This window comes from Frateuria defendens (genome assembly GCF_001182895.1).
Classification (GTDB): domain Bacteria; phylum Pseudomonadota; class Gammaproteobacteria; order Xanthomonadales; family Rhodanobacteraceae; genus Frateuria_B; species Frateuria_B defendens.
In genome coordinates this window covers 26,193-38,305 of sequence record NZ_LFQR01000028.1, presented here as the reverse complement: position 1 = coordinate 38,305, position 12,113 = coordinate 26,193, and the positions used below count along the sequence as shown (strand labels likewise).

Sequence of the window (12,113 nt, the reverse complement as noted above, 5' to 3'; positions counted from 1 at the left end):
GGCTGGCGTCACGGGCCGGGTCGTGATCCGGCTCAGGCGGTCTTGGCCTTCTGCTCGGCGCGCTCGACCTGGCGGGTGATGTACCACTGCTGGGCCAGGCTGGTGGCGCCGTTGATCACCCAGTACAGCACCAGGCCGGCCGGGAAGAAGGCGAACAGCACGGCGAACAGGATCGGCATCACCTTCATCATCTTCGCCTGCGCCGGGTCCATGCCAGTGGTGGGCGTGAGCCACTGCGTGGCCAGCATCACCAGCACGTAGATCGCCGGCAGCACGAAGAACGGGTCGGGTGCGGAGAGATCGTGGATCCAGCCGAAGAACGGCGCCTGGCGCAACTCCACGCTCTCCATCAGCACGCGATAGAGGCCGAGGAACACCGGGAAAGTGATGAGGATCGGCAGGCAGCCGCTCATCGGGTTCACCTTCTCCTTCTTGTACAGCTCCATCATCGCCTGCTGCAGCTTCATCTTGTCGTCGCCGTAGCGCTCGCGCAGCGCCTGCACGCGCGGCTGCAGCTTGCGCATGCGCGCGCCGGAGCGGAACTGCGCGGCGGTGAGCTTCCACATCGCGGCCTTGAGGATCAGCACCAGCAGGATGATCGCCAGGCCCCAGTTGCCGCAGATCGCCTGCAGCCACGACAGCAACTTGTGCAGCGGCTGCGAGATCACGGTGAGCCAGCCGTAGTTGGTGGTCAGCTCCAGGCCCGGCGCGATCGCGTCCAGCGTGCCCTGCAGCTTCGGGCCCACGTACAGCCGCGCACTGCTGGTCGCGCTCTGGCCCGGCGCCACGTTGAGCGCGGGACCGACGGTGCGGATCAGGTAGAGCGGCTGTGCGGTGTCGGGATTGACCACGGTAGTGGCGTAGCTGGCCGCCTCGGTGGCCGGCGGGATCCAGGCGACGAAGAAGTAGTGCTGCAGCATCGCCGCCCAGCCGCCGGTGATCGGCTTGTTCAGCGGCTTCTTCTGGAAGTCGGCGAAGGGCAGCTCGTCGAACTTGTCTTCCGGGCTGTACCAGCCGGCGCCGAGGAAGCTGTGCGCGGCCGGGTCGGTGAAGTTCTGCAGCCAGTTGCGCTCCTGCGGCGGCGCCACGCGCTGCAGCTGCTCGTAGGCATTGCCCTGCCAGGGTGTGCCGGAGCCGTTGTCGATCTTCTGCGCGAGCTCCACCACGTAGCTGCCGCGTTTGAGCGTGTAGGTCTTGGTGACCTTGAGGCCCGCCGCATCCTGCCAGGCGAGGTCGACCTTGAGCTCGTTCTGGCCGTCGGCGAGCTGGTAGCTCCCCTGCGCGGACTGGAACAGCGCGCGGTGGTCGGGCGCCGGCCCCTGGCTGCTCACCAGGCCGCTCTGCGCGGCGAAGAACTGCTTGCCCTCCTCGTCCAGCAGGCGCACCGGCGCCGGCTCGGGCGTCTTCTTGGTGCGCGGCTCGGCCGGGTAGTGCAGCAGTTCCGAGCGCACCACGCTGCCGCCGCGGGTGTCCACGGTGAGGCGCAGCACGTCGGTGCTGACGGTGATCAACTGCCCCGAACCGGCCTGGCCCGCGGCGCCGCTCGGCACCGCAGCCGGCGCGCCGCCGCCGCTCGCGCTCGGCACGCCGCCGTCGGCGCCGGGGCTCGCGCTGGCCGCCGCAGCGGGCGACGCGGCCGGCGGCTTCGGACCGTAGTCCTTGTCCCAAGCCATCCACAGCAGATAAGCCACTGCCACCAGGGCGAACAGGAGAAACGTGCGCGTTTGGTTCATCGCGGAACAGTTCCGGCAGGCGTCGCAGGCATGCGTCGCGGAGAAACGGGAGGGAAGGTCAGCACGCGATTGTGCCGGGGCCGTCGGAGGGCTTCAACGGCGGCAGGCGCCGCCACAGCGCCTCGATCTCCGCCAGCAGGGCGGGGCCAGGCAGGCTGGTCGCCGACTCGCGGGCAATCACCAGCACGTCGAAGGCGGGCAGGCGATGGCGATGGTGCCGGAACGACTCGCGCAGCAGACGCTTGATGCGGTTGCGCTCCACCGCGCGCTTGGACACGCGCCGGGACACGGCCATGCCGAGCCGGGCGTGATCGAGTCCGTTGGGACGAAAACGCACAGAAAAACAGCGGCCGCCGAAGCGGCCGCTGGCTTGACGCATGGCGGCGAAGTCACCGGCGCGGCGAAGTCGCGCTTCGCGCGGCAGGCCGGCGGCATGCACGATGGCGTGCCGCTTACGGGATCAGGCGCTTGCGACCCTTGGCGCGGCGGGCGCTGAGGATCTTGCGGCCGTCGGCGGTGGCCATGCGGGCACGGAAGCCGTGGGTGCGGGCGCGCTTGAGCTTGCTGGGCTGGAAGGTCCGCTTCATGGCTGGCTCCAGGGAGTATGTCGGTAAAAAGGTTTGCGAGTATGCGGGGTTTGGCGCGCTCCTGTCAAACACCGGCCTTGGACATCCTGTGGATAGCTGTGGATATCCATGCCGCCAAGCACCTTCCCTGCTGCTAGACTGGCCGACCCACCCGGCGCGTCGGCGCCCTTCCAACGTGGTTGAAGACCTATCCCATGAGTGATCTGTGGCGGCGCTGCCTTGAGCGCCTCGAAGGCCAATTGAGCGCCGAGGAACTGCACACCTGGCTGATGCCACTGCAGGCCCGTGAAGACGCTTCCGGCGTACAGCTGTTCGCGCCGAACAGCTACACGCTGGACACCGTGCGCGAGCGCTACCAGGCGACCATCGAGACCCTGCTCGGCCAACTGGCCGGCCAGCCGCTCGTGGTGAGGCTGGATGTCGGCTCCAACGCGCCGCGCGCGGCCGCCCCCGCCGCCAAGCCGGCGCCCGCCGCCGCGCGCAGCGCCGGCGCCGAACCGGCCCCGGCACCGGCACCGGCCTTCGTGCACAACCTCGACCCGCACTACACCTTCGAGACCTTCGTCGAGGGCAAGTCCAACCAGCTCGGCAAGGCCGCCGCCATGCAGGTGGCGATGAACCCCGGCCGCGCCTACAACCCACTGCTGCTGTACGGCGGCACGGGCCTCGGCAAGACCCACCTGATGCACGCCGCCGGCAACCTGATGCGCGAGCGCAACCCGGACTGCAAGGTGATGTACCTGCGCTCGGAACAGTTCGTCGGCTCGATGATCGAAGCCCTGCGCACCAAGAACATGGACGAGTTCAAGCGCCGCTTCCGCACCGTGGACGCGCTGCTGATCGACGACATCCAGTTCTTCGCCGGCAAGGACACCACGCAGGAGGAGTTCTTCCACACCTTCAACGCGCTGTTCGAGGGCAAGCAGCAGATCATCCTCACCTGCGACCGCTACCCGAAGGAAGTGGACAAGCTCGAGCCGCGCCTGAAATCGCGCCTGGGCTGGGGCCTGTCGGTGGCGATCGAGCCGCCGGACTTCGAGACCCGCGCCGCGATCCTGCTGGCCAAGGCGCAGGAGCGGGGCGTGGAGCTCAACGAGAGCGTGGCGATGCTGCTGGCCAAGCGCATCCGCTCCAACGTGCGCGACCTGGAAGGCGCGCTCAACACGCTGGTGGCCAAGGCCAATTTCTTCGGCCGCCCGATCACCACCGACTTCGCCGAGGAAACCCTGCGCGACCTGCTGGCCACCCACGCCCAGGCCGTCACGGTACCCAACATCCAGAAGATCGTGGCCGACTACTACCAGGTGCGCCTGCAGGACCTGCTCTCCAAGCGCCGCGTGCGCTCGCTGGCGCGGCCGCGGCAGATCGCCATGGCGCTGTCCAAGGAACTCACCGAACACAGCCTGCCGGAGATCGGCGAGGGCTTCGGCGGGCGCGACCACACCACCGTGCTGCACGCCTGCCGCACCATCAAGAAGCTGTGCGAGGCGGACGCGCGGATGCGCCAGGACTGGGAGCAGCTGATCCGCATCCTCACCGGCTGATTTCGGGATAACCGCTTGAAAAGTGCTGGGGCAAGCTGTGGATAATAGGTGGATGAATCGGGGGTCTGAGTTATCCACATCTGGTGCACAGCGTAAGTGCGCTGCCATCCACATGGCGATTGACGCTCAAGCCAATGATTCATAAGGATAAAATCCGTAAAAGCGGTTATCCACAGAGACAAAAACAACCACCATTCTTCTTTTTTAAAAAACAGAACAGCAGGTAGGGAAGCGCAGCCCATGCAATTCAGCATCCAACGAGAAGCTCTACTGAAGCCGCTGCAGCAAGTCGTCGGCGTGGTGGAACGGCGCCAGACCCTGCCGGTACTGGCCAATCTGCTGGTCAAGGTGGCCGACGGCAAACTCACCCTGACCGGTACCGACCTCGAAGTGGAAATGGTGGCCAGCACGCCAGCCGAGCAGTTGGCCGACGGCGAAACCACGATTCCCGCCCGCAAGCTGTTCGACATCGTGCGTGCTTTGCCCGATGGCGCCCGCATCGATCTCAAGCTCAATGGCGAGCGCGCCGCCCTGAATGCCGGGCGCAGCCGCTTCACCCTCGCCACATTGCCGTCGAGCGAATTTCCCACCATCGAGGAGATCGAACTGGTGGAGAAGGTGAGCCTGCCGGAAGAAGTGCTGCGCGACCTGATGGAAAGCACGGCCTTCGCCATGGCGAACCAGGACGTGCGCTACTACCTGAACGGCATGCTGCTGGACCTGCAGGAGCACAGCCTGCGCTGCGTCGCCACCGACGGACATCGGCTGGCCCTGAAGGAAACGCAGCTGGACAGCCAGGTTTCTACCCGACGCCAGATCATCATTCCGCGCAAAGGCGTGAACGAGTTGGTCGGCTTGCTCGAAACCGGCGACGGCCAGGTGGAACTGGAATTCGGCCGTAATCACCTGCGTGTTCGCCGCGGCGACGTGGTGTTCACGTCCAAGCTGATCGACGGCCGCTTCCCGGATTACGAGGCGGTGATTCCGCTCGGCGCCGACAAGCAGGCTAACGTGGACCGCGAAGTGCTGCGCGGCGCCCTGCAACGCGCAGCGATCCTTTCCAACGAGAAGTACCGCGGCGTGAAGCTGGAGTTCTCGCCTTCCCGGCTGCGCATCATGGCGCACAACCCCGAGCAGGAAGAGGCCGTCGAGGAAGTGGAGGCCGAGACGCCGGTTTCCGATCTTTCCGTGGGTTTCAACGTTGGCTACCTGCTCGATGCCCTGGCGGCGCTGCATGGGGAAAAGGTGCGCCTGAACCTGCGCGACGCGCAGTCCAGCTGCCTGGTGCAGGAGAACGACAACGACCAGTCCCGCCATGTGATCATGCCGCTGCGCCTCTGACCGCCATGGCGCGCTTTGCCACGGCGCCGAGCCGTATCCGCAACGCCGGAGCCGTCGCCAGACGCTCCGGCGTTCTGCGTTGCAGGGTTTGAAGCGTGCGCTTCGAAACCCTCCAGTTGCGCCACCTGCGCAGCATCGACGAAGCACGCCTCGACTTGGCGCCGGGAATCAACGTGCTTGCTGGCCCCAACGGGGCAGGCAAGACCAGCGTGCTCGAAGCCGCCTTCCTGCTCTCGCACGGCCGTTCGTTCCGCAGCGGTGCCAGGGAGGCTTTGACGCAGCGTGGCGAAGCCAGTCTTTCCATTTTCGCCGAGGTGAACAGCACGTCGGAGGGCAGACACCGTCTGGGCCTGGGGCGGGAAGCTGGGCGCTGGCTGGCACGGAAGGATGGCGAGACCATCGCCCTCGGCGAGTTGGTCCAGCTTTGCGCCGTGGTGTGCTTCGAACCCGGTTCGCACGCCCTGATCGCCGGTGGCGCGGAGGAACGGCGGCGCTATCTGGATTGGGGGGTGTTCCACGTGGAACACGACTTCCTGCCGGTCTGGCGCCGCTACCAACGGGCCTTGAAACAGCGCAACAGTCTATTGCGCAAAGGCATCATGGCTGCGGAGCAGTACCAGCCCTGGGAGAGCGAGCTGGCGCGCAGCGCCGAGCAGATCGATGGCTACCGGGAACGTTACCTCGATGCGCTGCGCCCTTTGTTGGCGCAGCAGATGCAGCACTTGCTGCCCGAGCTTGGCAAGGTCGAACTCCGGTACCGACGCGGCTGGTCGAGCGAAGCGCCTTTGGAAGAGCAACTCGCGGCCACTCGTTCGCGTGACTTCGCACGCGGGCATACCAGCACGGGGGCGCATCGCGCGGACTGGCAGCTGGTTTTCGAACATGCCCCGGTGCGGGAGCATCTTTCCCGTGGGCAGGAGAAGCTGAGCGCCCTGGGATGCCTGCTGGCGCAGGCCGCGTTGTACGCGGCGCAGCGGGGCGAATGGCCGGTGATCTGCCTCGACGACCTGGCGTCGGAGTTGGATGTGGCGCACCAGGAAGCCGTGATAGGGCAGGTGGTTGCCGCGGATGCGCAGGCACTGGTTACCGGCACGGAGGTGTCCCCCGCCTTGCGGGCCGTTGCCGCGCGCATGTTCCACGTGGAACAAGGCCACCTGGCCAGCCTGCTATAATTGATCGATTGTTCCCTTGTCCGGCCCTCCTGGCGCCGCGTCGGGCAGGTGGCTGGCGCCGAAGTACGGGCAACGCATGAACGCATCCTACGATTCGAACAGCATCAAGGTACTGAAAGGCCTGGAGGCGGTGCGCAAGCGCCCCGGCATGTACATCGGCGATACCGACGATGGCACCGGCCTCCACCACATGGTGTTCGAGGTGGTCGACAACTCCATCGACGAAGCCCTGGCCGGCTATTGCGACCACGTGACCGTGACCATCCTCGATGACGGCTCCGTTAGCGTGGCAGACAATGGCCGTGGCATCCCGGTGGACATGCACCCGGAAGAGGGCCGTTCCACGGCCGAAGTCGTGATGACCGTGCTGCACGCCGGCGGCAAGTTCGACGCCAATTCCTACAAGGTGTCCGGTGGCCTGCACGGTGTGGGCGTGTCGGTGGTCAATGCGCTGTCCTCGCACCTGTGGCTCACCGTGTACCGCGAGGGCAAGGAGTACCAGCAGGAATACGTGCTGGGCGAGCCGCAGTACCCGATCAAGGCCGTGGGCCTGTCGAACAAGCGCGGCACCACGGTGCGCTTCCTGCCCAGCCCGGAAACCTTCACCAACACCGAGTTCCACTACGAGGTGCTGGCCAAGCGCCTGCGCGAACTGGCCTTCCTCAATTCCGGCGTCACCATCGAGCTGAAGGACGAGCGCGGGGAAGGGCGGCAGGACGTGTTCGCCTACGAGGGCGGCATCCGCTCCTTCGTGCAGCACCTGGCGCAGCTGAAGACCGCGCTGCACCCGAACGTGATCAGCCTGAGCGCCGAGCAGGACGGCATCACGGTGGAACTGGCGATGCAGTGGACCGACTCCTACCAGGAGACGATGTTCTGTTTCACCAACAACATCCCGCAGCGTGACGGCGGCACCCACCTCACCGGCTTCCGCGCGGCACTGACCCGCTCGCTGCAGGGCTACATCGAGAAGGCAGGCCTGGCCAAGAACGCCAAGGTCGCGCTGTCCGGCGACGACATGCGCGAAGGCCTGATCGCGGTGCTGTCGGTGAAGGTGCCCGATCCGAAGTTCTCCTCGCAGACCAAGGACAAGCTGGTCTCCTCCGAGGTGAAGACCGCCGTCGAGCAGGCGGTGAACGAGAAGCTTGGCGAGTTCCTGCTCGAGCATCCGAACGAGGCCAAGATGATCGCCTCCAAGGTGGTCGACGCCGCCCGTGCGCGCGAGGCCGCCCGCAAGGCGCGCGAGATGACCCGCCGCAAGGGCGCGCTGGACATCGCGGGGCTCCCCGGCAAGCTGGCCGACTGCCAGGAGAAGGATCCGGCGCTGTGCGAACTGTTCCTGGTCGAGGGCGACTCGGCGGGCGGCTCGGCCAAGCAGGGGCGCAACCGCAAGTACCAGGCGGTGCTGCCGCTCAAGGGCAAGATCCTCAACGTGGAGAAGGCGCGTTTCGACAAGATGTTGTCCTCGGCCGAGGTCGGCACCCTGATCACCGCGCTGGGCACGGGCATCGGCAAGGAGGACTACAACCCGGACAAGCTGCGTTACCACCGCATCGTCATCATGACCGACGCGGACGTGGACGGCTCGCACATCCGCACCCTGCTGCTGACCTTCTTCTACCGGCAGATGCCGGAATTGATCGAGCGCGGCCACGTCTACATCGGACTGCCGCCGCTGTACAAGCTCAAGCAAGGCAAGCAGGAGCTGTACCTGAAGGATGATGCGGCGCTCAACGCCTACCTCATTTCCAGCGCCGTGGACGGTGCCGGGCTCAGCCCCGCGCCGGAGCAGCCGCCGATCAGCGGGCCGGCGCTGGAGAAGCTGCTGCGCGACTACCAGGTTGCGCTCGACCAGATCGAGCGCCTCGGTCATCGCCTCGACCCGGCGGTCTTCCACGCGATGCTCGAGCATGCGCCGATGGAGGAGAAGCTCTGGGCCGATGCCGCCGCCATGCAGGCCTGGCTGGACGGCGTGGCCCTGAAGCTCGCCGCCAGCGGCCTCGGCAAGCCGCATTACCGCCTGGTGCTGCGTCCCGCGCAGGCGGAGCAGGCGGCGGCGATCGAGGTGATCCGCGAGCAGCACGGCCTCAGCCACAGCTGGCTGCTGGCGCAGTCGTTCTTCGCCGGGGCCGAGTTCCGCCCTATCCTGCAGGTCAGCCAGCAGCTCGCCGGCCTGGTCCAGGATGGCGCGGTGATCCGTCGCGGCAATGCCTCGCGCGGCGTCGTCCGTTTCGCCGAGGCGCGCAGCTGGCTGCTGGAGGAGGCCAAGAAGGGCCGCAGCATCCAGCGCTTCAAGGGCCTGGGCGAAATGAATCCGGAGCAGCTGTGGGAGACCACGGTGAACCCGGAGACCCGGCGCATGCTGCAGGTGACCATCGAGGACGGTTTCGTGGCCGACCAGATGTTCTCCATGCTGATGGGTGAGGCGGTGGAGCCCCGCCGCGAGTTCATCGAAGCGAACGCGCTCAAGGTCGCGAACCTGGACATCTGACGAGTGGGGCCGCCCACCCCGTGCCGCGTGGCACGGGGTGGCGGCTGCGCGTCCTCGTTCGCGCTTTTGTACCGAGCTATTAGCGCATTAATGCAGCGGGGAAATCGGCTCCAGGGAAGGGGAGCGAAGGCTGCGTGCGCGGGCACACCATTTTTTGTTGCGTTCGATACCGTGCCGTATGTAGCAAGTCTTTGATTTTATTGAGTGTTTGATGTTGCGGTGTAACTTGTGGTCTGGCGCTGTATGGAGTTACGCTCAGAAATCCCCCGCACGATTTGTGCGAGAAACCTGACACGAGGAACGCCATGAAGCACCTTCCCCTGATCAAACTGCTGGCCGGCGCGGCGCTTGCGCTGACGGTCGCGGCCCAGCCGGTGATCGCCCGCGACAGCAACGCGGACAAGGGCAAGAAGGAGGCGTTGTACCCCAACGCGACCCGCAGCGAGCCCAAGCTCGACCTGAGCAGCGACAAGGACCAGAAGGCCCTCAACGAAGGCCTCGACGCGGTCAACGCGGGCGACAAGGCCAAGGCCACCGAGGTCCTCCAGCCGATCGCCGACGGCAGCAAGAGCAAGTACGCGCAGGCGCTGGCGCTGCAGGGCCTGGCCAACCTCAAGTACAACGACGGCGACTTGAAGGGCGCGATCGACCTGCTCAAGCGCTCGCTCGACAATGGCGTGCTGCCGAACGACACCTATTTCCAGCTCGAGTACGAACTGGCCCAGTTCTACGTCGCCGACGAGCAGTACCAGGCCGCGCTGGACACCCTCGCCAAGTGGCGCGCCGAGGGCAAGAAGGAAACCGCCGACTCCTACGCGCTGGAAGGCAATGCCTACTACCGCCTGGAGAAGTACCCGCAGGCGATCGCCGCGATCAAGAAGGCGCAGTCGCTCACCGACAAGCCGCAGGATTCGTGGAACCAGATCCTGATGGCGAGCTATGCGGAATCCGGCCAGAGCGATCAGGCCGCGCAGCTCGCCCAGCAGCAGCTCGCCGCCAACCCGAACGACTCCACCGCGCTCAACAACGCGGTCGCCGTGCTGATGCAGGCACAGAAGTATCCGCAGGCGATCGAGCTGATGGAGAAGTCGCACGCCGCCGGCGCCTTCAAGACGGAGAAGGATTACGTCAACCTGGCCAAGCTCTATCTCGTCACCGGCCAGGAAAGCTCCGATCCGAAGCCGAACGCCGCCAAGGCGGTGCAGGTGCTGGACGAGGGCATGGGCAAGGGCGTGGTGCCTTCGAGCTACGATAACTACAAGCTGCTGGGCGACGCTTCCTACATCGCCGAACAGCCGTCCAAAGCGATCGACGCCTACCGCAAGGCGATCCCGCTGGCCAAGGACGGCGAGGCGGCGGTGCGCGCGGGCCAGCTGCTCATCAGCGAGGGCAAGTACAGCGAGGCCAAGGGGCTCATCCAGCAGGGCATCGCCAAGGGCGTGCAGCGCAAGGGCACGGCCTACATGCTGCTGGCCGAAGCCGAGCGTGGCTTGAAGAACAAGCCGGCCGCGATCGCCGCGATGAAGCAGGCCGCGCAAGACCCGGATACCGCCGCCAAAGCCAACGCCTGGCTCAAACAAGCGGGGTCCAAATAAGCTCGCCGGCACCGGTGCGCCTGCGGCAATTAGACGTCTATATGAAGGTCCGCCGCAGGTGCTATACAAATTACCGATGCTGTTGTACCGTCTGAATTCCTCCCTGCGCGTGTCCAGTGGCAGATGTCACCCTAACGGGTGGATTTGCCAGCTGAGTGCTGCGACCACGTCAGTCCGATTGACTAAGCTCCAGAAAGTGACAGATGGCCTCAAGTAACGTAGAAATCGGCCGCGAGCCGTTCAATTGGAAGCGTACGAGTGCGCTCGCGGTCGCCATCGCGCTGCACGCGTTCGCCTTCATGTTTCTGGTGGCCCCGATGGCTCCGCCGAAGCAGCAGCAGAAAGAGAAAGAGCGTGTGGTGCAGGTGAACTTCATCGAGCCGCCGCCGCCTCCTCCCCCGCCGCCGCCGCCGCCGCCGGAACCGCCGAAGCAGCCGCCGCCGAAGATCATCCAGCAGGTCAAGCCGCCGCCGACCCCGCCGCCGCCGGCTCCGCCGCCGGCCGTGGAGGAAGCGACGACCAATCCGGTCCCGGCTCCGCCGCCTGCGCCGCCCGCGCCGCCGGCTCCCCCGGCCGACATCGCTGCCAGTGCGGATCTGAGCTATAACAACCGCATCACGCCCAAGTTCCCGCCCCAGGCGATCCGCCAGCGGCACGAGGGCACGGTGACGCTGTTGATCCTGGTCGGCGTGGACGGTGTGCCGAAGGACATCAAGGTCGAACAGTCCAGCGGCTATCGCGAACTCGATCGTGCGGCCGTCGAGACGGCACAGAAGTGGCGCTTCAATCCCACCGTCCGCAACGGCCAGAAAGTCGAGGGGTACGCCCGCGTGCCTGTGGCCTTCAACCTCAACCAGCTGTAACCCAGTTCACGCCTGACTTACCAAAGGTAGCGTTATGTTCTTCCAAGAAACCCCTGCACCGGCCGGTCCCTCCAACGCCGAAGCCATGAAGTCGATGGGCTTCGACCACCTCATCCACAACTTCGACCCGCTCGGCTGGATCGTGTTCGTGGTGCTCGTGGTGATGTCCTTCTCGTCCTGGTACTTCATCATTGCCAACGCGATCCGCAACACGCTGGTGCGCTCGCGTGCCGACAAGGTCATCCAGGGCTTCTGGGGCAACCCGTCGCTGCAGGACGCCATCCGTGAGCTGGAAGCCCAGCCCAAGGGCGAACCCTTCTCGAAGATCGCGCTGGATGCGGCCTCCGCCGCCGCCCACCACCAGCAGACCTCCACCGCCGGCGCCGGCAAGCTGGCCGAGACGCTGAGCCGCTCGGAGTTCATCGACCGCTCGCTGCGCCAGGCCGTGTCCCGCGAGAGCCTGCGCCTGGAAGGCGGCCTGACCCTGCTGGCCACGGTCGGTTCCTCCGCGCCGTTCATCGGTCTGCTCGGTACCGTGTGGGGCATCTACCACGCCCTGATCAAGATTTCGGCGACCGGCAATGCCTCGATGGAAGCCGTGGCCGGCCCGGTGGGCGAATCGCTGATCATGACCGCCTTCGGTCTGTTCACCGCGATCCCGGCGGTGCTCGCGTACAACGCGTTCAACCGCTCGAACCGCGTCACCTATGCCCGTTTCGACGAATTCGCGCACGACCTGCATGACTTCTTCGCCACGGGCTCGCGCGTCGAGACCAAGTGAGGATTG

At 66.0% G+C, this 12,113-nt stretch carries 10 protein-coding genes; 7 read left to right on the top strand and 3 right to left on the bottom strand.

The annotated features are described in order from the left end of the window. Nucleotides 1–32: 32 nt before the first annotated feature. The 3 genes from yidC to rpmH are packed head-to-tail and all read right to left on the bottom strand — an operon-like array spanning nt 33 to nt 2,320. Nucleotides 33–1,733 carry a membrane protein insertase YidC gene (gene yidC, locus ACH65_RS04060; protein ID WP_049621304.1) on the bottom strand — a complete coding sequence of 567 codons (1,701 nt, stop codon included), beginning with the start codon at nt 1,731–1,733 and terminating at the stop codon, nt 33–35. A 58-nt stretch (nt 1,734–1,791) separates the two neighbouring features. Further along, nucleotides 1,792–2,172 (bottom strand): ribonuclease P protein component, encoded by a 381-nt coding sequence (gene rnpA / locus ACH65_RS04055; protein ID WP_053096144.1) that lies wholly within the window; start codon nt 2,170–2,172, stop codon nt 1,792–1,794. Between the two features lie 13 nt (nt 2,173–2,185). Continuing rightward, nucleotides 2,186–2,320 (bottom strand): 50S ribosomal protein L34, encoded by a 135-nt coding sequence (gene rpmH / locus ACH65_RS04050; RefSeq protein WP_049621303.1) that lies wholly within the window; start codon nt 2,318–2,320, stop codon nt 2,186–2,188. Nucleotides 2,321–2,514: 194 nt separating this feature from the next. Here rpmH and dnaA point away from each other — a divergent pair, with 194 nt between their 5' ends. The 7 genes from dnaA (at nt 2,515) to ACH65_RS04015 (ending at nt 12,107) form a co-directional block, all read left to right on the top strand. After that, nucleotides 2,515–3,864 (top strand): chromosomal replication initiator protein DnaA, encoded by a 1,350-nt coding sequence (gene dnaA, locus ACH65_RS04045; RefSeq protein WP_049621302.1) that lies wholly within the window; start codon nt 2,515–2,517, stop codon nt 3,862–3,864. A gap of 240 nt (nt 3,865–4,104) precedes the next feature. Continuing rightward, nucleotides 4,105–5,205 (top strand): DNA polymerase III subunit beta, encoded by a 1,101-nt coding sequence (dnaN, locus tag ACH65_RS04040; protein WP_049621301.1) that lies wholly within the window; start codon nt 4,105–4,107, stop codon nt 5,203–5,205. Between the two features lie 95 nt (nt 5,206–5,300). Then, on the top strand, nt 5,301–6,377 hold the full coding sequence (recF, locus tag ACH65_RS04035) for a DNA replication/repair protein RecF (protein ID WP_049621300.1): 1,077 nt from the start codon (nt 5,301–5,303) through the stop codon (nt 6,375–6,377). A gap of 76 nt (nt 6,378–6,453) precedes the next feature. Beyond that, nucleotides 6,454–8,868, top strand: a complete 2,415-nt coding sequence (gyrB, locus tag ACH65_RS04030; RefSeq protein WP_049621299.1) for a DNA topoisomerase (ATP-hydrolyzing) subunit B — start codon at nt 6,454–6,456, stop codon at nt 8,866–8,868. A gap of 305 nt (nt 8,869–9,173) precedes the next feature. After that, nucleotides 9,174–10,463: a tetratricopeptide repeat protein gene (locus ACH65_RS04025; protein ID WP_202594139.1), complete on the top strand. Its 1,290-nt coding sequence runs from the start codon at nt 9,174–9,176 to the stop codon at nt 10,461–10,463. Nucleotides 10,464–10,666: 203 nt separating this feature from the next. Beyond that, entirely contained in the window at nt 10,667–11,326 is a 660-nt protein-coding gene (locus ACH65_RS04020; protein WP_049621298.1) for an energy transducer TonB, read from the top strand. A gap of 34 nt (nt 11,327–11,360) precedes the next feature. Further along, nucleotides 11,361–12,107: a MotA/TolQ/ExbB proton channel family protein gene (locus ACH65_RS04015; RefSeq protein WP_049621297.1), complete on the top strand. Its 747-nt coding sequence runs from the start codon at nt 11,361–11,363 to the stop codon at nt 12,105–12,107. Nucleotides 12,108–12,113: the final 6 nt, after the last annotated feature.

What these genes read in the sequence shown, in the direction of transcription:
- ACH65_RS04015 (WP_049621297.1), top strand. Translation starts at nt 11,361, where the DNA reads ATGTTCTTCCAAGAAACCCCTGCACCGGCCGGTCCCTCCAACGCCGAA.
- rpmH (WP_049621303.1), bottom strand. Translation starts at nt 2,320, where the DNA reads ATGAAGCGGACCTTCCAGCCCAGCAAGCTCAAGCGCGCCCGCACCCAC.
- ACH65_RS04025 (WP_202594139.1), top strand. Translation starts at nt 9,174, where the DNA reads ATGAAGCACCTTCCCCTGATCAAACTGCTGGCCGGCGCGGCGCTTGCG.
- dnaN (WP_049621301.1), top strand. Translation starts at nt 4,105, where the DNA reads ATGCAATTCAGCATCCAACGAGAAGCTCTACTGAAGCCGCTGCAGCAA.
- gyrB (WP_049621299.1), top strand. Translation starts at nt 6,454, where the DNA reads ATGAACGCATCCTACGATTCGAACAGCATCAAGGTACTGAAAGGCCTG.
- yidC (WP_049621304.1), bottom strand. Translation starts at nt 1,733, where the DNA reads ATGAACCAAACGCGCACGTTTCTCCTGTTCGCCCTGGTGGCAGTGGCT.
- dnaA (WP_049621302.1), top strand. Translation starts at nt 2,515, where the DNA reads ATGAGTGATCTGTGGCGGCGCTGCCTTGAGCGCCTCGAAGGCCAATTG.
- ACH65_RS04020 (WP_049621298.1), top strand. Translation starts at nt 10,667, where the DNA reads ATGGCCTCAAGTAACGTAGAAATCGGCCGCGAGCCGTTCAATTGGAAG.